Source organism: Parabacteroides sp. Marseille-P3160 (assembly GCF_900162725.1).
Lineage (GTDB): Bacteria > Bacteroidota > Bacteroidia > Bacteroidales > Tannerellaceae > Marseille-P3160.
Genome location: NZ_LT799418.1, coordinates 4,733,717 through 4,757,230, shown reverse-complemented (window position 1 = coordinate 4,757,230; position 23,514 = coordinate 4,733,717). Strand labels below are relative to the sequence as shown.

The window sequence follows — 23,514 nt, the reverse complement described above, 5'->3', positions numbered from 1 at the left end:
TGGTACTGCGTCATAAGTGGGAGAGTAGGTCGCCGCCGTTTTTTGAAGACCGGGGAAGTTCACCCTCCGCAAGGAGCAGGAACTTCTCCGGTCTTTTTTGTGTTAAGGTGGGAAGCCGGGAAAGATCCGGATTAAGGTAATAATTTGAATATTTATAATAATTGGCTAAAATACTTTTAGTTTTCCTCTTTTAAATCTGGTATATTTGTGCATAAACTTTAATAACTATTCACATGAAGGCAAGCGTAAAATTATTTTTTTGTTTACTGTTGGGTTTTTTATGCAGTCTGGGAGGACAGGCGCAAGAACAGATAAAATCCGCTCCGAATTTGAGCGGGACATGGGATTATGCGGCACCCGAGGCTCCTTCGGGATATGAGAAAGGGACGATTACATTTGTGAAAGAAGGTAATCGATTGAAAGGAAAGGTTCTTATCCAAGGGACAGAGTATAAAACCTCGGAGATTAAATCTCAGGGTGATAATACATATGCAACCGATTTGGAAGTCGATGGTTATCCGGTACAAGTCTCTTTAAAACTTGAACCGAAAGTGATTATGGGCATTGCTGTCGGCGGAGGAATGAATATTCCTGTCACTCTGACTAAGGCAAAAAAATAACAACAATCCGATGTTTATTGTCATTGGAATTATGTTTGCCGGGGTTTCTTGTGGCTATCTTTTTCGAAAAAGAAATGAGTTTCAGAACCTCGGTAAAGTGATTTTCTATGTTATCTGCTTGCTTCTTTTTCTTTTGGGATTATCCGTTGGCCATAATGAAGAGATCATCCGGAATCTATCCACATTGGGGTTGGAGGCCTTTTTGATCGCTTTTGTCGCGACCGCTGGTAGTGTTCTGGCGGCATGGGGAGTCTACTCTTTCTTCTTTAAACCAAAGAGGCGCGCATGAAAGGGAGTTTGACAATCGTTGCCTTTTTTATTGCAGGTTGCCTGATCGGTTGGGGGCATTTGCTCCCTTCCTCATGGGCGGAAAATGACCGCTCAATCTATGCCCTTTATCTATTGATGTTTTTGGTCGGCTTTGGTATCGGTAGTGACCGTAAGCTGAAAGAACTGCTGGCCAACCTTCGTCCCCGTTTCTTATTGATTCCCGCTGCGACGGTTCTCGGAACTTTAGTCGCATCGGCGCTTGTCAGTTTCCTGTTTTCAAAATGGAATATGTTTGAATGTATGGCAGTCGGGAGTGGATTCGCCTATTATTCCCTGTCTTCCATTTTAATAACTGAGATGAAGACGGCTACCCTTGGACCTCAACTGGCGGCGGAACTCGGGACAATCGCCTTGATGGCAAATCTGTTCCGGGAAATCATCACCTTGTTATTTGCCCCCTTGCTTGTTAAATGGTTTGGCCCTTTATCCCCTATCTGTGCGGGAGGAGCGACGACTATGGATACGACCTTGCCGGTCATTGGCCGTTATTCGGGGAAAGAGTATGTCTTTATAGCTGTCTTCCATGGAATACTGATCGATTTTAGCGTGACGTTTTTTGTTTCGTTTTTCTGTTCGTTATAAGAGGCATGTCTCTTCGGAACTGTTATCTTTACTGAAGAAGAAATAGGCCCTTGATTATAAAAATAAATAAGTTTATTCGCTATCTGAATCAATATGCACCGGTCATGGAAAGACGCCGGATGGTTGTGTTGGTTTCTTCCTTTATTGTCTGTTTTTCGCCTTTTGGAGTCTGATACCTCTATGTTTCCGTTGTAATAGACGTTATTTCCATTCTTTTTACAGGACGTGCGATTTTTTTGCAAGAGAAGGAGTGATGAATTCTATCAGTGAAAATCATTATCTTTGATTTTTAATTGTAAAAAAGATATGAAGCAACTCTTTTTACTTCTACTAATCTTATTAGCAACAACGATGTGTACAAAAGAAAAAGGGACCGTGGTCCGGATTGAGACAAACCAAGGGACAATTCGTGTGAGGTTATATGATGAAACGCCTTTACACCGCGATAATTTTATAAAGTTAGTGAATGAAGGATTCTATACGGACAAGATCTTTCACCGAGTGATTAAAGGCTTTATGATTCAGGGAGGAGATACGGCTACGGGGCATTTTTTGGATTATACGATACCGGCTGAGTTTCGGATGCCTGCCCGTTTTCATAAGCGTGGCGCTTTGGCTGCTGCCAGGTTTGGGGATGATACCAATCCGGAGAAAGCCTCTTCCGCTTCTCAGTTCTATATAGTGACGGGTGAAAAGTATTCGGAGTTTGGGTTGGATGCTTTGCAAAAAGAACGCTATGAACGGTTGAAACAAAATATTTATAACGAACTTCAATCCCAAAAGCGGGATACGATGAAAACCTTATACCGAGAGGGCAATAAAGCCGGGTTGGCAGAACTACGTGCCGGTATCTTAGCCGAAGCGGAAAAGCAAGCGGAATCCCGTAAAACGGAGACTCTATTTACCGATGAGCAGCGTGAAATCTATATGAAAGAAGGCGGAACGCCCCATTTAGATGGAGAATATACTGTATTTGGAGAAGTCGTGGAGGGTATGGATGTGGTGAGTAAAATTGAAAGCAGCCCCACTTCGGTGAGAAATCGGCCGCTGGAACCTGTGATTATTCTGCGTGCCCGGGTAGATCACTAAGAAGGACTTTTCCTGGTGGTCGGGACTGTCAGTGACTTTTAAATGAAAAGGCATAATAAATGCCTGCTATTTCAGGAAAACAAGATATATTTGAATTATTAATCAGGTATTGGATACATTTATTAAAAACAAAATAAAATGGCAAACGAGAACGAATTAAGAATTGTTGCGGCGGTTATAATCAAACCGGAGCATAAGGAGGAACTGTTGAAAATCTTTCAGGAAGTAGTGAAGGAAACACGCAAGGAAGAAGGAAATGTATCGTACGGTCTGTACGAAAATGTAAGTGATCCGAACAAATATACCTTTATCGAGGTATGGAAATCGCAGGCGGCGATTGATTCCCATAATGCAAGCAAGCATTTCCAGGCTTTTGTCAAGGCGATCGACGGAAAGGTAGAATCTCTCTCTGTGGATGTACTTCAGGCAAAGTATTAAAGATGGTTCATTCGGATAAGTTGAATTTTTATGATTAAAAAATACTTACTGGGGCTTTTTCTGCTGTCTGCCGTCTCGCTGCAGGCTATGCCGGAGGAAGCCCGCCTATTACGTTTCCCGGCGACAAACGGAAACGAGATCGTTTTTTCTTATGCCGGGGATCTTTATAAGGTAGGCATCGGGGGCGGAGAAGCGAAACGGCTGACGTCTCATGTCGGATACGAGATGTTTCCCCGTTTTTCTCCGGATGGTAAAACGATTGCTTTTACCGGTCAATATGATGGTAATACGGAAGTCTTTACTATCCCGTCCGAAGGAGGGGAGCCGCTTCGTCTTTCCTATACGGCTACGAATAGCCGGGACGATCTGGGAGACCGGATGGGACCGAATAATATCGTGATGGGTTGGACGGCTGACGGACAGAAGATCATTTACCGGAACCGGATCGGCTCCGGTTTTGAAGGTCGTCTGTATACCATTGATAAGACCGGAGGAATGCCAGAGGTGATTCCTTTGCCGGAAGGCGGTTTTTGCAGCTATTCCCCTGACGGTAAACTATTGGCATATAACCGCGTCATGCGTGAGTTCCGTACTTGGAAATATTATGAGGGGGGGATGGCTGACGATATCTGGATCTATGATGCCGGAAAGCAGTCGGTTGTAAATATAACGAATCATAAGGCGCAGGATATTTTCCCGATGTGGATAGGCAATGAAATCTATTTCCTTTCCGATCGCGACCGTACGATGAATGTTTTTGTTTACAATACCCAAAGCAAGCAAATCTCCAAAGTAACCGATTTTACCGAATACGATGTAAAGTTTCCCAGTTCGAACGGGAAAATACTTGTTTTCGAGAACGGTGGTTATATTTATACGTTAGACCCTACTACCAAAAAGGTGGTGAAGGTAAATATCACGCTTGCTTCCGATAATGTTTATGCCCGTAGTGAATTTAAAAAGGGAGCGGATTATCTGCGGAGCGCCAGCCTTTCGCCCGGAGGAGAGCGGTTGGCCATCACTGCGCGGGGAGAAGTATTCAATGTCGCGGCCGGCAAGGGAGTGACTAAGAACATCACCCGTACGCCGGGAGGAAACGAACGGAATGCCCAATGGGCGCCGAACGGTAAATCCATCGCTTATATTTCGGACGTGACCGGTGAAACGGAACTGTACCTCCAGGAAACAGAAGGAGGCGAACCGGTGGCGCTCACAAAGAACAACGATACTTACATCCGTGATTTCGTATGGAGTCCCGATGCCCGCAAGATTGCCTATACGGATCGTAAAAACCGGATCCGGGTAGTGGAAGTCGCCTCTAAGAATATAACGACAATCCTGCAGGACCCGCTGGGTGAACCGCGCGGGCTTGGTTTCTCTCCCGACAACAACTGGGTGACTTATGTGCGACCGGCGGAGAATGATTTCAGCGTCATTTATGTCTATAACCTGGCAGAAAAGAAAGAATATCCGGTGACGGACAAATGGTATTCCTCCTTTTCGCCGACCTTCAGTACCGACGGGAAATATCTGGTCTTTACATCTGCGCGCGACTTCGACCCGATCTACGGGCAAACGGAGTGGAACCATGTTTATACGACGATGAACGGCGTTTATCTGGCCTTGTTGGCGAAGGGCACTCCTTCTCCGTTCCTTCAGAAGGATGCGGAAGATCCGGCAGAGAAAAAAGAGGATGCCAAAAAGGAAGAAACCGGCTCCAAAGAAAAGAAAGAGGCAGCCAAGCCGGCCGTCAGCGTTACGATCGACACGGAAGGCCTGAGCGACCGGATCGTGAAGCTACCTTTGGCACCTGCTTTTTACCGCAATTTTTATTCCGACGGAAAAAAGGTTTATTATGGGAAGGAACGCTCCACTTTTGTCTATGATTTGGAGGAGCAGAAAGAGGAGTTGGTGGCGGATGCCAACATGTCGATAGAGCCGGGAGGAAAGAAAGCGCTTTTCCTGAAAGGGCGGAGCGATCTTTATGTGACCTCCATTCCTACCGGGAAGATCAGTCTGACCGATGCGGTCGATCTTTCCGGCTTACAAATCCCGGTCGATTATCCGAAGGAATGGGCGCAAATCTTCAATGAAGCGTGGCGAGCCTACCGGGACGGCTTTTATCTCGAAAATATGCATGGATTGGATTGGAAAGCTATCCGGAAAAAGTATGCCGCCCTGCTTCCTTATGTGAAAAACCGGCTGGACCTGAATTATGTGATCGGCGAGATGATTGCCGAGTTAAAATGTGGACATGCTTATGTCAATCCGGGTGAACTGGAGCGGCCGGAACGCATTAAGACCGGACTGCTCGGCGCGGAGATATCGAGGGATAAGAGCGGATTCTTCCGCCTGGAAAAGATTTTGACCGGCGCTTCCTGGAGTAAGGAATTGCGTTCGCCTCTTACCGAGCCAGGTATAAAGGCCAGTACGGGAGAATTCATCGTAGCCGTAGATGGCGTTCCCACTAACGGGGTGAAGAACTTTTTCGAACTCCTGGTTGGAAAGGCGGACGTTCCGACGGAACTTTCCATCAACGACAAACCCCAGTTGAGCGGAGCCCGCAAAGTGGTTATCCGTCCCTTGGAAGAAGAATATTCCCTGTATCATTACGAATGGGTGCAGAATAATATGAAGAAAGTCGATCAAGCTTCGAATGGGAAGATCGGATATATTTATATTCCCGATATGGGACCGGAAGGCCTGAATGAATTTGCCAAACATTTTTATCCGCAACTGGATAAAGAAGGTTTGATTATTGACGACCGGGCGAACGGCGGAGGGAATGTGTCCCCCATGATTCTGGAGCGTTTGGCGCGGGAACCTTACCGGATGACGATGAGACGCGGGTCGAGCCGGGTCGGAACCGTACCTGATGCTGTGCAGGTCGGCCCGAAAGTCTGTCTGATCAATAAGTATTCAGCCTCGGACGGGGATCTCTTTCCGTGGGGATTCCGGGCCCTCGGATTAGGAAAACTGATCGGAACCCGTACCTGGGGAGGCATTATCGGGATTAGCGGTTCCCTTCCCTTCATCGACGGAACGGATTTGCGCGTACCGTTCTTTACCAGTTTTGATGTGGAAGGAAACTGGATTATCGAGAACCACGGCGTTGATCCGGATATCGTTGTCGATAATGATCCGGTCAAAGAATGGAACGGAGAAGACCAGCAATTGGACCGTGCCATCGAGGAGGTACTGAAGGAACTTAAAAGCCGGAAGCCGTTGCCTAAGGTGCCGGCTCCCCGCGTATGGAATAAATAAACCGTTCTATTTTTTGTATTTTAACACATTGAGTGCAAATATTACTAAAATCTCGGAGATTGTTTTTCCCTCCGTCTCTGCCTTTTGAACGTTCTTTCATCCGGATTCATTTTGTGTCCCTATTCTGTTTTCCGGATTGGGGTTCCGATTTTATCAAGCGGATTGCTCCGCTATCCGGTTTGAAAAACGGAAAGGAAGAGATGGGGAGAAAAGCTTTCTCTAAAGGGAGAAAAGTCCTTTTCAGAGAGAAATTTGCCATTAAAATGGGGATATTTAGGTTTTTTTTTGTTGATTGAATTATTTTAGGGAGTATAGCGTACAATTTATTGATTAAATTAATAACTTTCGCCACGAAAGATCTATTATCATCATGGGAAAGTATGTACGCCAATTGTTGTCATCACTATTAATCGGGTAGCATCAAAGGATGAATGCTCTAAAACGGGGTAAGTCCCCTTTTTTATCAGTTGTTTTTATGGGCAATTGCAAATGTGTTCAATAGATTTATTTCTTATTGGAAAGGAAAGAGTTGTGTAGTCGAGGGGAAGGAGGAAGAGTCACTTCCTATAATAATTGTTAAAGACGCCTTTAGTCATGAATCAATTACTAATTTTGCACGTAAGTCTTTTGTTTCGGATATGAAACTTTAGATACTACTCTTTAATAACAAATGAATAGATGAATGTAATATAGAATAAACAATTAATTAACAATTATTATTGATCATTATGGAAACAAAAAAAGGAACAAAGGTAAAAACGAGATCTAAAGGAGCTTCTGCCGGATTTATTATTGCAGGGTGTTTTATTGTAGCGTGTGTGTTTTTCTTCGGAATATGTGGAGATCCGGGGAATTTTGATGAAAAAGGACATCCTCTGACAGGTAATGTCTTCGGTACGCTTTATCAAGGTGGTGTCGTTATTCCTCTAGTTATGACTCTTCTTTTAACCGTACTTTCTCTTTCTGTTGAGAGATTTTTTGCATTAAACAGAGCAAATGGAAAAGGAAATGTAGATAAATTTGTGTATTCTGCAAAGCAAAAGATTGAAGCAGGTGATATCGCAGGAGCAAGCAAGCTTTGTGATGATCAGAAAGGTTCTGTTGCTAACATCCTGAAAGCCGGTTTGATCCGTTACGAAGATGTAGAGAAAATAACCAATTTGAATAACGATGAAAAAGCAGCGATCATCCAGAAGGAGATTGAAGAGGCAACGACCTTGGAATTACCTTATTTGGAAAAGAATATGAATATTATCGCGGCTATTTCCAGCTTGGGTACATTGTTCGGACTTTTGGGGACTGTGCTTGGTATGATCCGTGCGTTCGCCGCATTGGCCCAGGAAGGTTCTCCCGACTCGCTTGCCTTGTCAACCGCTATTTCCGAAGCCTTGTTGAATACCGCAATGGGTATCGCGACCGGTGCCTGTGCTATCATATTCTATACTTATTTCTCCGGTAGAATTCAAAATCTTACCAATGCAGTTGACGAAGTAGGTTTCGCAATCGGTCAGACTTATACAACAACTCACAAATAAGTATTGGTTCTTCTCACCGGGCAAATAAACCCCCGGATAGTTGGAACATAATAAAGAAAAAGAACGAGTATGTCAAAAGTAAAAACAAAGAAACATAGCGTCTGGATTGATATGACTGCGATGAGTGACGTGACCGTACTTTTGCTGACATTTTTTATGCTGACGTCCACTTTTATTCCTAAGGAACCGGTGCAGGTAATAACGCCCCAATCCGTTTCCGAGATTAAAATACCGGAGGCTAATATCTTAACTGTATTAGTGACTCCCAAAGGACAAATCTTTTTAAACTTGGATCGACCGAGCGATAAGAGGGAAGTATTGGAATTGATTGGTAAAGATTACGGAATTACTTTCACGAATAATCAGATCGCATCTTTCATTAATCAGACTACGATTGGGGTTCCGGTAGCCTCGCTTCCCAAATTCCTGGATCTTTCGATGGATGAGCAGGATGATGTCTTGAAGACGGGAGGCATACCGATTGATAGTACGAATAATCAATTTAAGCGGTGGGTAGAGCACGCAAGGGATGTCAATGAAAATTTGACGATCGCAGTAAAGGCTGACCAGGAGACTCCCTACCCGTTGGTTCGGCAAGTGATGAGTACCTTGCAGGATATCAAGGAAAACCGCTTTAACTTGGTTACAAACTTGAAAGGAATGCCTGAGGGCTTTTAAGCAACAAAGCAGAGAACATGCTGTATAAGTTTAATCAAATTAAAAACAGAAAAACATGGCTAGTATAGAAACAGGCGGCGATGGAGGAAAAAAAGGTAAACCCAAACAACAACAACTCAGGGTTGACTTCACACCGATGGTTGATATGAACATGTTGCTGATCACCTTCTTTATGTTCTGTACCACGATGAGCAAACCTCAGACGATGGAACTTGTTTTACCGACAAAGGATACAAAAGACATGACAGAAGAGGAGAAGAATAAGGTAAAAGACTCGAAGGCTATAACCGTCATCTTAGGTGAAAATGATAAAGTTTATTATTATTTTGGGAAGCCGGATTATGATGATTATACCTCGTTGAAAGAGACCGATTTTTCTCCGGAAGGCATCCGCAAGGTGTTAGTGGAAAGAAATATTGAGAATGTCCGTAAAATGCAGGAATTAAGGAAAAAGAAATATGCCAAGCAGATTTCTAATGAAGATTTCGACAAAGAGGCTAAGGAGATTCGTGCAAGTAAGGATGGACAGGTTGTTTTAATAAAGCCTACCGATGGATCGACCTTCAGAAATCTGGTCGATATATTGGATGAAATGGCCATTTGCAGTATTGGTGTTTATGCGATAGTGGAAATGACCGATGGCGATAACTTCCTGGTGGAGAATTTGCAGAAGAGCGGAGCTTTAACACAGCAGGCAGCTGCGGTTAAGCATTAATAATTAATCACATCTAAAGAAAAAAGAAATGTCAAAAGAAATTCGACTGGATTCGTCAGATTGGTGTGATTTTGTCTTTGAGGGTAAGAACAAAACATACGGCGCCTATAAATTGCGTGAATCGTCTTCCAAACGACACATGATCGCATTTGCAGTTGTTGTAGTCTTTGCTGCCTTCATTGCGGTCCTGCCGACACTGATCGAAACAGTTACACCAAAGAAAGAACGTACGCAGATGGTTGAGGTAACTCAACTTTCCGACGTGAAATTGGAGGAACAGATCAAGGAGCAAGACATTATTCGTCAACAAGAAGCTCCGCCGCCACCTCCATTGAAGAGTACAATTAAGTTTACGCCTCCTGTTATTACGGATGATGATAAAGTGAACGAAGAAGACCAGATGAAATCACAGGAAGATTTGATGGAAACAAAGATTCAGATCTCTGTGGCTGATATCAAAGGTACGGATGAAAAAGGAGGAGTGGACATCGCAGACTTGAAAGAACATAAGGTGATCGTTGAAGAAAAAGAAGAGAAACCGTATGTCGGAGTAGAGCAGATGCCGTCATTCCCCGGAGGTGATGCTGAATTGATGAAGTATATTACAAAGAATTTGAAGTATCCCGTTATTGCAGCGGAAAATGGTATCCAAGGACGTGTTATCATTCGCTTTGTGGTTAGCAAAACAGGAGATATCACGAACGTGGAAGTATTACGCGGGTTGGATCCTTCCTGTGATAAAGAGGCCGTTCGCGTTGTTCAATCGATGCCTAAATGGATTCCGGGTAAGCAGAACGGACGTAATGTTCCGGTTTACTTTACCTTGCCAGTGCAATATCGGTTGCAGTAATTTTAATGTATAATTAAAAGAGAAGGCATTGATAAGTAAATGTCTTCTCTTTTTTACCTAAAAAAGAATGATACAACAAGAAAAATCGAAATGGGGATTAATCTGGGGAGTCCTGATGGTCGTTATCTATGGAGGAATGGCCTATCTGTTGATTTTTACCGCTTTTTTTGAGGCGATTTTACCATTGGCGTTGCGTATCATTTTCGGTATTGTCTTTCTATTATATGGTATTTACCGAGCTTACCGCATTTGGAAAGGAAGATTCTGACTCGATTGTTTAGGCAGAAAGGAAAATTTGACTTCTGACAGTTGAATAAAGGTTGAAAATAAAAGGAGGAATAAATGAGAAAGCTATCGCTAGCTCTTGTTATATTGATAATTGTGCTTTTCTCATCCTGTAGAAGGAATAAGATAACACGGACGGATACTCCCACGAGCGGGGTTGCTACAATCGTTTGTGATGAATGTTACGCTCCTATCGTGAAAGAGGAGCTTGCCGTATTTCAGGGGATGAATCCGGATGCGGAAATTACTCCTGTTTTTACAAATGAAGTGGAAGCCATTAATTTGTTGTTAAAAGATAGTGTGCGTTTAATATTGGCGGCGCGAGAACTATCTACCGATGAGATGAATCTGATAAGGGAACGCAAACAAATCCCGCGGGTTCAGAAACTGGCAACTGACGGGGTTGCATTGATTGTGAATAATGCAAATGTGGATACCTTGATTAGCGTATCGACTTTGAAAAAAATAATGTCCGGTGAGATTACTCGTTGGAGCGAAGTGAGCCTGAAAGGAAAATCAGACTTAGGGGATGTAAAGGTGGTCTTTGATAATCCGAATTCGAGTACCATTCGCTTTGTAAAGGATTCCATATTGAAGGGGATTCCCCTTTCCGACCGTTTAGTCTCACAACCTTCGAATGCAGATGTCTTGGATTATGTGTCGAAAGTACCGAATGCCTTAGGTGTTATCGGCGTAAATTGGATCAGTAATCCGCGAGATACGACGAATCTCAGTTTTACGGAAAAGGTACGGGTTGTATCAGTCAGTTCATACGATGACCCGGATTTGGATAACAGCTATAAACCCTATCCGGCCTATTTGCAATTAGGTTTTTATCCGCTTGTCCGGAATCTTTATGTGATACTTACAGATGTGAGAGGAGGGCTCCCGGCAGGTTTTACCCATTTTTTGGGAGGAGATATAGGCCAGCGGATTATATTGAAAGCCGGTTTGGTTCCGGCCACAAGGCCTACCCGTTTAATTTCATTGAAAGAGACATTCGAGTAGAAAATAATATAAATAATAAATAATTAGAAAAATGAAGAAACAGAAGTATTTATTTACAACTCTTTTAGCCCTATTGGTAACCTCTTTTTCAACAGCCCAAAACAATATTGGCATTGAATATTTCAGTATGGGCGAATATGAGTCTGCAAAACAAATTTTCGAGAAAGAATTGTCGCAAAAGCCGGCGGAAGCCAACTACTATTTAGGAGAGATTGCTTTTGCACAAGGTAAATTGGAGGATGCTAAAACATATTATGCAAAAGGGTTGTCTGCTGATCCTGAATATCCTTTGAATAAAGTAGGCGAAGGAAAGCTTCTTTTGAAAACAAATAAGAATGCAGCCGAAGATGCTTTTTCTGCAGCGTTGAAGAAAAACAAGAAGAGTCCGGAAGTCAATGTAGCTATTGCACGTGCTTATTTTGAAAACGGATTATTGGAAGATGCGAAAGCAAAAATAGAAGACGCCCGGAAGTATGATAAAAAATATCCGGGGATTTATATCTTGGAAGGCGATATCTTATTTAAATCCAATCCGGGAGAAGCGGCAGGGAGATACGAACAAGCGATCTATTTCGATTCCAACTATGTGTTGGGTTATCTGAAGAGTGCGAAGGTTTATGAATCCATCCATCCTGCATTGGCTGTAGAAAAACTGCAAACGGTCATAAAGTTGAATCCTGACTATGTGCTGGCATATAAATACTTAGGTCAGATTAATACGTCGTCTGGACATTGGGAAGATGCTATTGCAGCATACCAGAAATATTTTGCTGCTTCTACTTATAACGTCGAAGATATTACCCGTTACGCTTCTGTCCTCTACTTTGCAAAAAAGTATGATGAATCGATTAAGCTCCTGGAAGAAGGTTTGAGTAAAGAACCGGATAACTATGTTTTAAACCGGTTATTGATGTATAACTTGGCTGATACGCAACAATTCGAAAAGGGCCTGCCGGTTGCAGACAAATTCTTTTCACTTAGCAATGGAAAAGAACATATCGGAAAGGACTATACGACCTATGCTATCCTTCTAAAAGAAGCAAAACAGTTTGACAAAGCTTTGGAACAATATAAGAAAGCGATGGAAGTGGATAAGGAATCTTCCGAAATATATGCTGAAATTGCAGATTTATACAGAGCGAGTGGAGATAATGCTCAGGCAGCCGAGGCCTATAAAAAGTATATAGAACTTCTTGGCGAAAATGTCGAAGCAAAAAATTATTATCAGTTAGGCTATTATTATTTGAACGCTGCCACGAATATTGATTCTTCCAAAGTAGATGCCGCTCAGATTAAAACACTGAGTGCAAGTTATCTTCATTCGGCTGATTCTGCTTTCGCAATCGTAATAGAACGTTTACCGGAAAGCTATACGGGTTATTTTTATAGAGCTCGCGTTAATTCATTATTAGATCCTGATACTGAACTCGGATTGGCAAGACCTTATTATGAAAAATTGGTAGAAGTTCTTACCAAAAAAGGAGATGATGAGGGAAGTAAAGACATGTTGCTTGAGTCTTATAAATATTTAGGATATTATTTCTATCTGAAAGAAGACAAACACAATGCCATCAACTACTGGGAAAAAATACTTTCATTATCTCCCGGTGATTCTACTGCAATCCAAGTGTTGGAACAGTTGAAAGGGAAAAAGTAATAATCATATAAACTGAAAGTGGCCTGTCAAGTAAAGAGACAGGCCCTTTTTTCTTGAATAGAGAGAGTGGCGGTTTTTTTTGTTAGTCATAAAAAAACGTTTACCTTTGCCGTCGAAAAAGAAAATACATTTTTAGTTTGTGTTTTTATAGTGTAAAAGTCTTTTTTTATGCCAAGAAAATAACAAAAACCGATATTATAAGATTACCGTATGAATTCTTCTTTATTTTTAGTTGTTCTTATTACGGGTATGTTTTTAGTCTGTGCGGGCTTAGGGTTGGCTTTGTTGCTTTCTCCAAGGTCTTTCAATGCACAAAAAGGTGAAGCATATGAATGCGGGGTACCCACTAAAGGCACTTCCTGGATGCAGTTTCGAGTAGGCTATTATTTGTATTCGATTTTATATTTGATGTTCGATGTGGAAGCGGTCTTTTTGTTTCCATGGGCGACTGTCGTTCGCGAACTTGGCGTGCCGGGTTTGATCAGTGTAATCTTTTTCTTATTTATCCTGGGCTTAGGCTTAGCTTATGCGTGGAGGAAAGGAGTCTTGAAATGGGAATGAAAAACATAAAAATAAAAGGCATAGCATACGATGAGTTCAAAGACAACGAATACCTGGAAAAGTACGTTGAAGAACTCAGATCACATGGTGTGAACTTGGTTGTGGGCGCTTTGGATGACTTGATCAATTGGGGACGCTCCAATTCTCTTTGGCCTCTGGCTTTTGCGACGAGTTGTTGCGGTATCGAATTTATGGCTGCTGCCGCTGCGCGGCATGACTTGGCCCGTTTTGGGATGGAGGTCACCCGAAACAGCCCCAGGCAGGCAGACGTGATTATTGTTGCCGGGACGATCGTCAATAAAATGGCTCCTCTGTTAAAACGTGTTTATGACCAGATGGCGGAGCCTAAATATGTCGTATCCATGGGAAGTTGTGCGATTTCCGGCGGGCCGTTTGTTAATTCTTACTATGTAGTAAAAGGAGTGGATGAGGTTATCCCGGTCGATGTCTATGTACCTGGTTGTCCTCCGCGTCCGGAAGCTCTTTTTTACGGATTAATGCAGTTGCAGCGAAAGGTTAAAGTTGAACGTTTTCTCTTTAAAGGCAATAAATGAATTTTCAGGCAGGGAGATTAATAATGGAAAAAATAAAAGAGATTATTTTGGCAGCCGTTCCTGAGGCTATTCTTGAAGACAAGCAAGTCTTAACCGTTACTGTTGAAGCAGACCAATTGCGTCTTCTGGCGAAAACTCTTCATGATAATAAGGAATTACCCTTTGACTTTTTGTCCCAACTGATCGGAATGGATTGGGGGGATTCTTTAGGAGTATTATACTTGCTCTCTTCTTCTGCTGATTTATCGAAGCAACTTCTGATAAAAACAGCCGTCAAGGATCGTCAAAATCCATTATTGTATACTGTTTCGGATATTTGGGAAACGGCAAACCTGAATGAAAGGGAAGTGTACGCTTTCTTCGGAATCCGTTTTATTAACCATCCGGATATGCGTCGTTTTATTCTTAACGACGACTGGCATGGTTTCCCTTTTAGAAAAGATTATGATGAAGATCCGGCTATCAATCCTCTGAGCCTTGAAAGCAAGGAGATTGTGGATGTGGCTCCACGCATTATAGAAACTCCCAACGGGCTGAAAGAGGAAAAAGTTCCGGTCTTTGATAAAGACGACTATATTATCAATATAGGGCCGCAGCACCCGTCTATGCACGGTGTGATGCACTTCAGGACCTCTTTAGAAGGTGAAATCGTAAAAAAAATAGATGTCCATAGCGGTTATATCCATCGGGGAATCGAGAAACTAAGCGAAAAGTTGACTTATCCGCAAATACTTCATTTTACAGATCGTCTGGATTACCTCTCGGCAAACATCAACCGGCATGCCCTTTGTATGTGTGTAGAGAAGGCCGCTTCCATCGAGATCCCGGAACGAGCCGAATATATTCGTGTTATTATGGATGAATTAAACCGTATCGAGTCGCATTTATTAGCTTGGGCTTGTATGTGTAATGATTTGGGAGCCATTACAGCTTTTATTTACGGGATGCGGGAACGTGAAATGATCCTTGATATTTTTGAGAAGACGTCCGGCGGACGATTAATCATTAATTATAATGTAGTCGGCGGAGTCATGTTTGATATCTATAAGGATTTTCAAAAAGATACAAAGGCCTTTATTATTCATATGCGGGAAAGCTTGAAAGAGTATCACCGCTTATTCTCCGGCAATGTCATCGCTTTAGGGCGTATGGTCGGAATCGGAATAATGAAAAAGGAAGATGCCGTTTCTTATGGAGTTACCGGTCCTGCCGGCCGAGGCTCCGGCTGGTCTTGCGACCTGCGGAAGTATCTCCCTTACTCAATATATGATAGGGTGGAATTTACAGAAGTTATCCGTACAGAATGTGATTCCTATGCGCGTTATTTGAATCGTTTGGATGAAATTGAAGAATCTTTGAAAATTATTGAACAGTTGGTCGATAATATACCTGAAGGAGATTTTCAGGCGAAGACCAAGGCGATCATTAAAATACCGGAAGGCCAATATTTTCAACGGGTGGAGACGGCAAGAGGTGACTTTGGCGTCTTTATCGAAAGCCATGGAGACAAGAATCCCTATCGTTTGAAATTCCGTTCTCCTTCAATGGCATTGGTTTCTATTATGCCTTTGATTTGTAAGGGAGAAAAACTTTCAGATTTGATTGGTATCGGAGGATCGATGGATTATGTTATCCCGGATATTGACCGTTAATAAGAATATTTACTCAAGCAAGAAAGATATATGTTGTTGGAAATTTCACATCCCTTGGAACTCTTTAAGCTAACCGCTTGGTTGGATAGTATGCTCCGAAGCCTTATGCCCGATTGGGGGGCACTCTTAATAGAGTTTGTGCTGATCGGACTTGTCTTATTGCTGGCTTATGCGGTGATTGCATTGGCTTTGATTTATATAGAAAGAAAAATTACAGCCTTTTTCCAGTGCCGTTTAGGACCAAACCGGGTGGGGAAATACGGAATCATCCAGTCGGTCGCGGATATGGTTAAGATTCTTTTAAAAGAAATCATTCCGATAGATCATGTAGATAAGATCTTATTTTACCTGGCACCATTCTTTGTTATTGTTTCTTCCATGTTGACTTTTGGGGCTTTGCCTTTCGGTAATGGGCTGCACGTTGTAGACTTTAATATCGGTCTATTTTATTTGATCGCAGTTTCTTCATTGAGTATTATTGGCGTTTTATTAGCCGGATGGTCCAGCAACAATAAATATTCGATGATCGGAGCCATGCGAAGCGGCGCGCAATTCATAAGTTACGAATTATCGGCCGGCCTTTCACTGATGACAATTGCCGTACTTTCCGGTTCTTTGCAGTTATCTACTATTGTTGAAAGTCAGACTTACGTATACCATTGGAATCTTTTCAGAGGACATATCCCGGCGCTGATTGCCTTTGTGATCTATTTGATCGCAGGCCATGCCGAGACAAACCGCGGGCCTTTCGATTTACCGGAAGCGGAGTCGGAACTTACGGCCGGATATCATACGGAATATTCCGGATTGCAATTCGGATTTTTTTATTTGGCGGAATACCTGAATATGTTTATCATTGCGGGTATCGCAACAACAGTCTTTTTGGGAGGATGGAATCCTGTCCAAATAGAAGGATGGAACGGCTTCAATGAAGTGATGAACTGGATTCCTTCTTATGTTTGGTTTTTTGCTAAAACAGGCGTATTGATCTTCTTAAGTCTGTGGGTACGTTGGACGTTCCCCCGTTTGAGGATCGATCAACTGTTAAATCTGGAGTGGAAATATCTGTTGCCGATCAATTTGGTGAATCTTGTTGTGATGGCGGTATTGGTCGTTTTCGGATTATATATTAAATAAGAATAGATTGATATACATCATATGAGTTCAGTTGGAAAATATTTTACGGGTATATTTAAGGGCATCGGGTCGTTGCTGTTAGGTATGTCTGTTACGCTTAAAGAGTTATTTACGAAGAAAGTAACCCAGCAATATCCCGAGAATCGGGCTACGCTTGTCATCTCCGACCGTTTCAGGGGAGAGTTGGTCATGCCGCATGATGAAAATAACGAACATGCATGTACCGCTTGCGGTATCTGTGAAATGAATTGCCCGAACGGAACAATTACCGTTAAATCGAAAATGATTGAAACGCCGGAAGGAAAGAGAAAGAAAGTGTTGGATGAATATTTCTACGATTTAGGGCAATGTACTTTTTGTAACCTTTGTGTAATTAGTTGTCCTTCTCATGCGATTCTATTCAGCAATCATTTTGAGAACGCCGTTTTTACTCGTTCCAAACTTCTTGAAAGATTAAATCATGAAGGTTCCAAGCTGCGGGAGAAAGCACCTGTAAAGAAGCCGGCTCCGGCTGTGGTTCCTTCGGACGGTGGAGAGAAGGTAAAGACGGAGGGAGAAGCAAAGCCTCAGCCTAAAGCGGAAGTGAATGTGCCGGTGAAAGAAAATAAAGAAGAAAAAGAAGAGAAAGAACAATAACCATTGGATATTCATACATCATGATAGAGCAAGTTATATTTTACATTTTAGCATTCTTTATTGTTGGTTTTTCCCTGTTGGCGGTTACGGAAAGACGCATCATTCGTGCGTCCGTTTACTTGTTATTTGTACTGTTGGGAACGGCCGGTTTGTATTTAATACTGGAATACCATTTTCTGGCTGCGGCGCAAGTTGCCGTTTATGCAGGAGGAATCATGGTCTTGTTTGTCTTTTCCATTCTTTTGACCGACCATCCCGGAGCTGAAGTAAAATATGAAAAACCGAAACGAATGATCATTTCGGCTTTTGCCGCTTTGGCAGGCATTGCCATTTGCGGGCATATCATTTATTATAATGTAAGCCGTGCATACCAATACATCGCCCAGGGAGAGATTGACATGAAGGACTTGGGGATGACTCTGATGGGGACGGGAAAATACCAATACATGTTGCCGTTTGAAGCAATAAGTTTGTTGTTGCTTGCCTGTATCATTGGTGGAATTTTGATTGCAAGAAAAAAATAAAAGATAGATATAGTTATGGGAGAATTAATTACAAGTTTTTTATCGGGAGGGCCGATACCCATGTTTGCTTATCTCATAGTGAGCACACTCATGTTCTTTATCGGGGTCTATGGGTTTCTCTCCAGGAAGAACATGTTGATGGTTTTGATCTCGATAGAGCTGATGTTGAATGCAGCGGATATTAATTTTGCCGTTTTTAACCGTTACTTATATCCGGAGCAGCACGAAGGACTTTTCTTTGCCTTGTTTGCGATAGGTATCGCTGCAGCGGAGACCGCGGTTGCGATTGCGATTATCATCAATATTTACCGGAATGTGAAGAGCATTTATATTGATGAGAATATAACAGAAATGAAAAACTAATTCAAAAGGCTATAAAATTAGATATGGATACATTTAATTATTCGATACTGATCCTCCTGTTTCCGGCAATATTTTTCATTATTATTGGCCTTTTCGGGAAATATATGAAGCCGATTGTGGCCGGAACATTAGGTACGATCTCACTTTCTGTTATTACGATATTGGCCTACATTACTGCGTACCAATATTTCTTTGTTGTAGGAACCGGAGCGGATGGAGCTTATCAGGCAATCAATGTTTTCCATTTCGAATGGCTTCGCTTCACAGATACTTTGCATATTGATTTGGGAATGTATTTGGATCCTATTTCAACCTTGATGCTGGTGGTCATTACTACCGTCTCGTTAATGGTACATATCTATAGCTTAGGCTATATGAAGGGAGAAATTGGTTTTCAACGCTATTACGCCTTCTTGTCTCTTTTCAGTTTTTCCATGCTGGGGTTAGTTGTTGCGACTAATATTTTCCAGATGTATATCTTCTGGGAGTTGGTGGGAGTTTCCTCTTTCTTACTGATTAGTTTTTATTATGTGAAACCTTCTGCGGTTGCCGCTTCCAAAAAAGCATTTATAGTGACCCGTTTTGCCGACTTCTTTTTTCTGGTCGGCATCCTGGTACTTTCTTTCTATACAAAAACGTTTGATTTCGAAGTTCTTACTACTGTCGGTTCCCCTGTCTTCGCCTCCTTTGCCGGAGCCTCTTTCCTGGGAATTTCGGTTCTTTCCTGGGCGATGATGCTTATCTTTATGGGAGGCGTAGGTAAATCGGCCATGATGCCTTTTCATATATGGTTACCCGATGCCATGGAAGGCCCAACTCCGGCCTCTGCTTTGATCCATGCTGCGACGATGGTCGTCGCAGGCGTTTTCCTGGTAGCCCGCCTATTCCCTATTTATGTATTCCAGACGCCGGAGGTCTTGACAATTATCGGATATGTCGGCGGTATTACTTCGATTTTCGCGGCGGTTGTCGCTTGTACACAAACGGATATTAAACGCGTACTCGCCTTTTCTACTATATCCCAGATTGCTTATATGATTACTTCGCTGGGTGTTTCCGGATGGGGCGGTCATGAAGGATTGGGCTATATGGCCTCCATGTTCCACTTGTTTACACACGCCTTCTTCAAGGCTCTGTTATTCCTTGGAGCCGGCGCGATCATTCATGCCGTGCATAGCAATGAGATGGATGCTATGGGAGGCTTGAAAAAATATATGCCGATATCACGTTGGACATTCCTTATCGCCTGTCTGGCGATTGCAGGTATCCCACCGTTCTCCGGCTTTTTCTCAAAAGACGAAATCCTGGCGGCTGCTTTCCACCATGATTTGTTTCTGTTTGCCTGTCTGTTTATTGGGGCAGGTTTGACCGCCTTTTATATGTTCCGTCTCTATTTCCGGATTTTCCATTACGAAAACGACAAAGTTTATCATCATACGCCGCATGAAGCGGAACCTTCCATGACGATTCCGTTAATTGTTCTGGGTGCATTCTCCGCTTTTTCCGGTTTCGTGCCTTTCTCAAAATTGATAACGACGGATGGGAAACCCTTCGAAGCGCATATCGATCCGCTTGTCGCCGGATTAAGCATCGGGGTGGCTGTGATTGGAATTGCCATTGCCTTCGTCATGTATCGTAAGAAGACATCCATCCCGGATCAGATTGTGGAGAAGATAAAATGGTTGTACACCGGAGCTTATCATAAATTCTATTTTGATGAACTCTGGCTGTTTGTAACCCGGAAAATCATATTTGCCCGGATCTCCATTCCGATAGCCCGTTTTGACCGCCGTTTTGTGGATGGATTCATGAACTCACTGGCTTATGTGACGAATGCGACTTCGGAAGCAATCAAAGGATTTCAGTCCGGCAGAATCCAGCAATATGCCTTTGTATATCTATTGGGTGCATTGATTCTGATCATCGGATTTACTTTCAGTATTTGGCAATTGATTTGTTAATAGATAGAAAAAGATAAAAAGATGAATATTCTTTCGTTATTTGTTCTCGTCCCTACATTGATGTTGCTGGCATTTATTCCTTGCCGCGAGATTAAACAGGTTCGTACCGTTGCACTGACCGGTGCGTTGATTAATATAGTTATGGCTTTGGCTTTGCTGTTCCTGTTTTATGCAGAACGCAATGCCGGGAATACAGCCGAAATGCTTTTTACTTATGACGCCGTATGGTATCAATCCCTGAATATTCATTATGCCATAGGAGTGGACGGTATCTCTGTCTTAATGATTCTCCTGACGGCTGTTATTGTATTGACGGGGACATTTGCTTCCTGGAACCTGCAACCTCTGACCAAGGACTTTTTCATGTGGCTGACAATGCTTTCCATTGGAGTTTACGGATTCTTCATCTCACTGGATATGTTTACGATGGTCTTCTTTTACGAAATAGCCCTGATCCCCATGTATTTGCTGATAGGCCTCTGGGGAACCGGAAGAAAAGAATATTCGGCAATGAAACTGACCCTGATGTTGATGGGCGGCTCCGCATTCCTTATGGTCGGAATCTTCGGAATTTATTACGCAACTTCTCCTACGGGAGACTTTACGTTCAATATACTGGAAATAGCGCATAACCATCCCATTGACGGAGCGGTTCAGCATTGGACATTCCCATTGGTTTTCCTTGGATTTGGCGTTTTAGGCGCTTTGTTCCCGTTTCATACCTGGTCTCCCGACGGTCATGCTTCCGCACCTACCGCGGTTTCCATGCTTCATGCCGGGGTGCTGATGAAACTAGGCGGATACGGTTGCTTCCGTATTGCCATGCGGCTTTTACCCGAAGCGGCTACCGAATTATCCTGGATATTTATTATCCTGACAGGCATCAGCGTTCTTTATGGAGCGTTCGGGGCGATTGCGCAGAATGACTTGAAGTATATCAATGCATATTCATCTGTGAGTCACTGCGGACTCGTATTGTTCGCCATTTTGATGGCGAATCATACGGCGATGACCGGCGCTGTTATGCAAATGCTTTCCCATGGATTGATGACTGCCTTATTCTTTGCTTTAATCGGCATGATTTACGGGCGAACCCATACGAGGGATATTCGTGAACTGGGGGGATTGATGAAGATCATGCCCTTCTTGGCGGTGGCTTATGTAATCGCCGGCCTTGCTTCCTTGGGATTGCCGGGACTAAGCGGTTTCGTGGCAGAGATGACCATCTTTGTCGGCGCTTTCCAACATTCCGAATTGTTCTATCGGATATTCACGATCATAGCCATTTCTTCGATTGTGGTGACCGCTGTCTATATTTTAAAAGTCGTTGGAAAAATATTATACGGCCCGGTGATCAATGAGCATCATAAGGAGCTGACGGATGCCGTCTGGTATGAAAAATTAGCTGTGATTACATTGATTGCTTGTGTAGCAGGAATGGGACTGTTCCCCGGATGGATTTCGAATCTGATCGGATCGAGTTTGGCCTACATTCATTGAACAGTAAAGAAGAATAGTTTGTAAACGTTGTAATATTAATAGATAAGATGGATTTAAGTAATTACTTGTTGTTGAAGCCCGAATTGTCACTCTTGGCGGTTTTTTCCTTGCTTATGCTTTATGATTTGTTCGCTTCAGACAAAGCTAAAAAATACTATTTCCCCATAGCATGTACCTTGTTTCTGGTACATACGGTCGTTTGCTTTTTCTTTCAGGATGCGGGAAGCTCTTTTGCCGGCATGTATGTGACGGGAACAGCTCAGATCACAATAAAATGCATTTTGAATATCGGAGTATTCATAATTTTCCTGCAGGCGAACGAATGGTTATCCAAACCGGAATCGGTGCTTAAACGGGGAGAGTTTTTCCTCTTGACCTTGCTGACATTGATGGGAATGTATTTGATGATCTCCTCCGGAAACTTCCTTCTGTTTTATATCGGGCTTGAAACCGCTTCCTTGCCGATCGCCGCTTTGGTCGCTTTTGATAAGTTTTTTCACCATTCGGCCGAAGCCGGCGCCAAATTCATCTTTAACGCCATCTTCTCTTCCGCCATTACGATCTTTGGACTCTCTTTTGTCTACGGCGCTTGCGGAACATTATATTATACTGATCTGACGACAAGCATAAGCGCCTCGCCTCTGATTATCATGGGGATGATCTTCCTTCTATCGGGGCTCTGCTTCAAGATCTCTTTGGTGCCGTTTCATTTATGGGCGGCCGATACTTACCAGGGAGCTCCGACAAATGTCACCCTTTATTTGTCTACCATTTCCAAAGGTGCGGCTGTTTTTGCATTGATGGTTATTTTATATACTGTCTTCCCTATTCTTGCTGAAATCTGGAAGCAAATGTTCTGGCTATTGATCTTGTTGACCATTACGATCGGTAACCTGTTTGCGATTCGCCAGAAGAATATGAAACGGTTCCTGGCTTTTTCTTCTATTTCGCAGGCCGGTTACATTATGCTGAGCGCCTTTACCGGAACAGCGCAAGGGATGGGGGCTACCATGTATTACATCTTCGTCTATATCTTCTCCAATGCCGCTGCTTTCGGAGTCATTTCGGCAATTGAAAACAAGACAGGGAAAGTAAATATGACGGATTATAACGGCTTGTACAAGACAAATCCCAAATTGTCATTGGCAATGATGATTGCCATGTTTTCGTTAGGAGGTATTCCTCCTACGGCTGGATTTTTTAGCAAGTTGTTTGTTTTCATGGCGGCGATGGAGCAGGGACAGGTGGTCATTGTCTTCTTGGCCTTATTGAATACCGTTATTTCTTTATATTATTATTTATTAGTTGTTAAAGCGATGTTCATTACGCCGAACAATACTCCGATTGAGACTGTTCAAACAGATAAGTACCTGAAGACTTCATTGGTGATATCGCTTGCGGGTATTGTTGTAATCGGCTTGATTAGTTGTTTCTATGAATATATAAGTACAACAGGATTTGGAATTATTAAAATTGGATAAAAATAAATAGGATTGCGATTGAATTCGACAAATATTCCCCGTAGAATGTTTGCCGGATTTTGTCGTGAGGTACAGGTAATTTAAATACTATGGA

General features: G+C 42.7%; 23 protein-coding genes. All 23 read left to right on the top strand.

The features are described 5' to 3' along the window. The first annotated feature begins 233 nt into the window (after window positions 1–233). The 23 genes from BQ8014_RS18920 (at window position 234) to BQ8014_RS18800 (ending at window position 23,420) form a co-directional block, all read left to right on the top strand. Window positions 234–620 carry a hypothetical protein gene (locus tag BQ8014_RS18920; protein ID WP_080905722.1) on the top strand — a complete coding sequence of 129 codons (387 nt, stop codon included), beginning with the start codon at window positions 234–236 and terminating at the stop codon, window positions 618–620. 10 nt (window positions 621–630) lie between these two features. Continuing rightward, complete coding sequence (locus tag BQ8014_RS18915) at window positions 631–909, top strand: LysO family transporter (protein ID WP_080905721.1); 279 nt, start codon at window positions 631–633, stop codon at window positions 907–909. After that, window positions 906–1,532: a LysO family transporter gene (locus BQ8014_RS18910; protein WP_080905720.1), complete on the top strand. Its 627-nt coding sequence runs from the start codon at window positions 906–908 to the stop codon at window positions 1,530–1,532. The genes BQ8014_RS18915 and BQ8014_RS18910 overlap by 4 nt, the downstream gene beginning before the upstream one ends. Before the next feature lie 351 nt (window positions 1,533–1,883). Then, complete coding sequence (locus BQ8014_RS18905; protein WP_080905719.1) at window positions 1,884–2,621, top strand: peptidylprolyl isomerase; 738 nt, start codon at window positions 1,884–1,886, stop codon at window positions 2,619–2,621. A gap of 138 nt (window positions 2,622–2,759) precedes the next feature. After that, on the top strand, window positions 2,760–3,059 hold the full coding sequence (locus BQ8014_RS18900; RefSeq protein ID WP_080905718.1) for a putative quinol monooxygenase: 300 nt from the start codon (window positions 2,760–2,762) through the stop codon (window positions 3,057–3,059). 30 nt (window positions 3,060–3,089) lie between these two features. Continuing rightward, a complete protein-coding gene (locus BQ8014_RS18895) occupies window positions 3,090–6,323 on the top strand; it encodes a S41 family peptidase (RefSeq protein ID WP_080905717.1) in 3,234 nt (1,077 codons plus the stop codon). A 728-nt stretch (window positions 6,324–7,051) separates the two neighbouring features. After that, on the top strand, window positions 7,052–7,858 hold the full coding sequence (locus BQ8014_RS18880; RefSeq protein ID WP_080905714.1) for a MotA/TolQ/ExbB proton channel family protein: 807 nt from the start codon (window positions 7,052–7,054) through the stop codon (window positions 7,856–7,858). Between the two features lie 69 nt (window positions 7,859–7,927). Further along, window positions 7,928–8,536: an ExbD/TolR family protein gene (locus BQ8014_RS18875; protein WP_080905713.1), complete on the top strand. Its 609-nt coding sequence runs from the start codon at window positions 7,928–7,930 to the stop codon at window positions 8,534–8,536. 55 nt (window positions 8,537–8,591) lie between these two features. Further along, on the top strand, window positions 8,592–9,251 hold the full coding sequence (locus BQ8014_RS18870) for an ExbD/TolR family protein (RefSeq protein ID WP_080905712.1): 660 nt from the start codon (window positions 8,592–8,594) through the stop codon (window positions 9,249–9,251). Between the two features lie 28 nt (window positions 9,252–9,279). Next, window positions 9,280–10,101 carry an energy transducer TonB gene (locus BQ8014_RS18865; RefSeq protein WP_080905711.1) on the top strand — a complete coding sequence of 274 codons (822 nt, stop codon included), beginning with the start codon at window positions 9,280–9,282 and terminating at the stop codon, window positions 10,099–10,101. A 67-nt stretch (window positions 10,102–10,168) separates the two neighbouring features. Next, a complete protein-coding gene (locus BQ8014_RS18860; RefSeq protein WP_080905710.1) occupies window positions 10,169–10,369 on the top strand; it encodes a hypothetical protein in 201 nt (66 codons plus the stop codon). 74 nt (window positions 10,370–10,443) lie between these two features. Next, window positions 10,444–11,394 carry a PstS family phosphate ABC transporter substrate-binding protein gene (locus BQ8014_RS18855; protein ID WP_080905709.1) on the top strand — a complete coding sequence of 317 codons (951 nt, stop codon included), beginning with the start codon at window positions 10,444–10,446 and terminating at the stop codon, window positions 11,392–11,394. Window positions 11,395–11,425: 31 nt separating this feature from the next. Next, window positions 11,426–13,051 carry a tetratricopeptide repeat protein gene (locus BQ8014_RS18850; RefSeq protein WP_080905708.1) on the top strand — a complete coding sequence of 542 codons (1,626 nt, stop codon included), beginning with the start codon at window positions 11,426–11,428 and terminating at the stop codon, window positions 13,049–13,051. Window positions 13,052–13,261: 210 nt separating this feature from the next. Continuing rightward, a complete protein-coding gene (locus BQ8014_RS18845) occupies window positions 13,262–13,612 on the top strand; it encodes an NADH-quinone oxidoreductase subunit A (protein WP_080905707.1) in 351 nt (116 codons plus the stop codon). Beyond that, window positions 13,603–14,166, top strand: a complete 564-nt coding sequence (locus tag BQ8014_RS18840) for an NADH-quinone oxidoreductase subunit B (protein WP_080905706.1) — start codon at window positions 13,603–13,605, stop codon at window positions 14,164–14,166. The genes BQ8014_RS18845 and BQ8014_RS18840 overlap by 10 nt, the downstream gene beginning before the upstream one ends. Window positions 14,167–14,189: 23 nt before the next feature. Beyond that, complete coding sequence (locus tag BQ8014_RS18835; RefSeq protein WP_080906070.1) at window positions 14,190–15,818, top strand: NADH-quinone oxidoreductase subunit D-related protein; 1,629 nt, start codon at window positions 14,190–14,192, stop codon at window positions 15,816–15,818. Between the two features lie 30 nt (window positions 15,819–15,848). After that, window positions 15,849–16,955 (top strand): NADH-quinone oxidoreductase subunit NuoH, encoded by a 1,107-nt coding sequence (gene nuoH, locus BQ8014_RS18830; RefSeq protein ID WP_080905705.1) that lies wholly within the window; start codon window positions 15,849–15,851, stop codon window positions 16,953–16,955. Between the two features lie 21 nt (window positions 16,956–16,976). Next, a complete protein-coding gene (locus tag BQ8014_RS18825) occupies window positions 16,977–17,591 on the top strand; it encodes a 4Fe-4S binding protein (protein ID WP_080905704.1) in 615 nt (204 codons plus the stop codon). 20 nt (window positions 17,592–17,611) lie between these two features. Then, complete coding sequence (locus BQ8014_RS18820; protein WP_080905703.1) at window positions 17,612–18,115, top strand: NADH-quinone oxidoreductase subunit J family protein; 504 nt, start codon at window positions 17,612–17,614, stop codon at window positions 18,113–18,115. 15 nt (window positions 18,116–18,130) lie between these two features. Further along, window positions 18,131–18,478: an NADH-quinone oxidoreductase subunit NuoK gene (nuoK, locus tag BQ8014_RS18815; protein WP_080905702.1), complete on the top strand. Its 348-nt coding sequence runs from the start codon at window positions 18,131–18,133 to the stop codon at window positions 18,476–18,478. Window positions 18,479–18,501: 23 nt separating this feature from the next. Further along, window positions 18,502–20,439: an NADH-quinone oxidoreductase subunit L gene (gene nuoL, locus BQ8014_RS18810; protein WP_080905701.1), complete on the top strand. Its 1,938-nt coding sequence runs from the start codon at window positions 18,502–18,504 to the stop codon at window positions 20,437–20,439. Window positions 20,440–20,460: 21 nt separating this feature from the next. Then, complete coding sequence (locus tag BQ8014_RS18805) at window positions 20,461–21,939, top strand: complex I subunit 4 family protein (RefSeq protein ID WP_080905700.1); 1,479 nt, start codon at window positions 20,461–20,463, stop codon at window positions 21,937–21,939. 47 nt (window positions 21,940–21,986) lie between these two features. Beyond that, window positions 21,987–23,420: an NADH-quinone oxidoreductase subunit N gene (locus BQ8014_RS18800; protein WP_080905699.1), complete on the top strand. Its 1,434-nt coding sequence runs from the start codon at window positions 21,987–21,989 to the stop codon at window positions 23,418–23,420. Window positions 23,421–23,514: the final 94 nt, after the last annotated feature.

Excerpts from the sequence above, each read along its gene's own strand:
- BQ8014_RS18880 (WP_080905714.1), top strand. The coding sequence starts at position 7,052 with ATGGAAACAAAAAAAGGAACAAAGGTAAAAACGAGATCTAAAGGAGCT.
- BQ8014_RS18855 (WP_080905709.1), top strand. The coding sequence starts at position 10,444 with ATGAGAAAGCTATCGCTAGCTCTTGTTATATTGATAATTGTGCTTTTC.
- BQ8014_RS18820 (WP_080905703.1), top strand. The coding sequence starts at position 17,612 with ATGATAGAGCAAGTTATATTTTACATTTTAGCATTCTTTATTGTTGGT.
- BQ8014_RS18905 (WP_080905719.1), top strand. The coding sequence starts at position 1,884 with ATGTGTACAAAAGAAAAAGGGACCGTGGTCCGGATTGAGACAAACCAA.
- BQ8014_RS18850 (WP_080905708.1), top strand. The coding sequence starts at position 11,426 with ATGAAGAAACAGAAGTATTTATTTACAACTCTTTTAGCCCTATTGGTA.
- BQ8014_RS18835 (WP_080906070.1), top strand. The coding sequence starts at position 14,190 with ATGGAAAAAATAAAAGAGATTATTTTGGCAGCCGTTCCTGAGGCTATT.
- BQ8014_RS18800 (WP_080905699.1), top strand. The coding sequence starts at position 21,987 with ATGGATTTAAGTAATTACTTGTTGTTGAAGCCCGAATTGTCACTCTTG.
- BQ8014_RS18805 (WP_080905700.1), top strand. The coding sequence starts at position 20,461 with ATGAATATTCTTTCGTTATTTGTTCTCGTCCCTACATTGATGTTGCTG.
- nuoL (WP_080905701.1), top strand. The coding sequence starts at position 18,502 with ATGGATACATTTAATTATTCGATACTGATCCTCCTGTTTCCGGCAATA.
- BQ8014_RS18865 (WP_080905711.1), top strand. The coding sequence starts at position 9,280 with ATGTCAAAAGAAATTCGACTGGATTCGTCAGATTGGTGTGATTTTGTC.
- BQ8014_RS18920 (WP_080905722.1), top strand. The coding sequence starts at position 234 with ATGAAGGCAAGCGTAAAATTATTTTTTTGTTTACTGTTGGGTTTTTTA.
- BQ8014_RS18870 (WP_080905712.1), top strand. The coding sequence starts at position 8,592 with ATGGCTAGTATAGAAACAGGCGGCGATGGAGGAAAAAAAGGTAAACCC.
- BQ8014_RS18910 (WP_080905720.1), top strand. The coding sequence starts at position 906 with ATGAAAGGGAGTTTGACAATCGTTGCCTTTTTTATTGCAGGTTGCCTG.
- BQ8014_RS18895 (WP_080905717.1), top strand. The coding sequence starts at position 3,090 with ATGATTAAAAAATACTTACTGGGGCTTTTTCTGCTGTCTGCCGTCTCG.
- BQ8014_RS18875 (WP_080905713.1), top strand. The coding sequence starts at position 7,928 with ATGTCAAAAGTAAAAACAAAGAAACATAGCGTCTGGATTGATATGACT.
- BQ8014_RS18825 (WP_080905704.1), top strand. The coding sequence starts at position 16,977 with ATGAGTTCAGTTGGAAAATATTTTACGGGTATATTTAAGGGCATCGGG.
- BQ8014_RS18840 (WP_080905706.1), top strand. The coding sequence starts at position 13,603 with ATGGGAATGAAAAACATAAAAATAAAAGGCATAGCATACGATGAGTTC.
- BQ8014_RS18860 (WP_080905710.1), top strand. The coding sequence starts at position 10,169 with ATGATACAACAAGAAAAATCGAAATGGGGATTAATCTGGGGAGTCCTG.
- BQ8014_RS18900 (WP_080905718.1), top strand. The coding sequence starts at position 2,760 with ATGGCAAACGAGAACGAATTAAGAATTGTTGCGGCGGTTATAATCAAA.
- BQ8014_RS18915 (WP_080905721.1), top strand. The coding sequence starts at position 631 with ATGTTTATTGTCATTGGAATTATGTTTGCCGGGGTTTCTTGTGGCTAT.
- nuoH (WP_080905705.1), top strand. The coding sequence starts at position 15,849 with ATGTTGTTGGAAATTTCACATCCCTTGGAACTCTTTAAGCTAACCGCT.
- BQ8014_RS18845 (WP_080905707.1), top strand. The coding sequence starts at position 13,262 with ATGAATTCTTCTTTATTTTTAGTTGTTCTTATTACGGGTATGTTTTTA.
- nuoK (WP_080905702.1), top strand. The coding sequence starts at position 18,131 with ATGGGAGAATTAATTACAAGTTTTTTATCGGGAGGGCCGATACCCATG.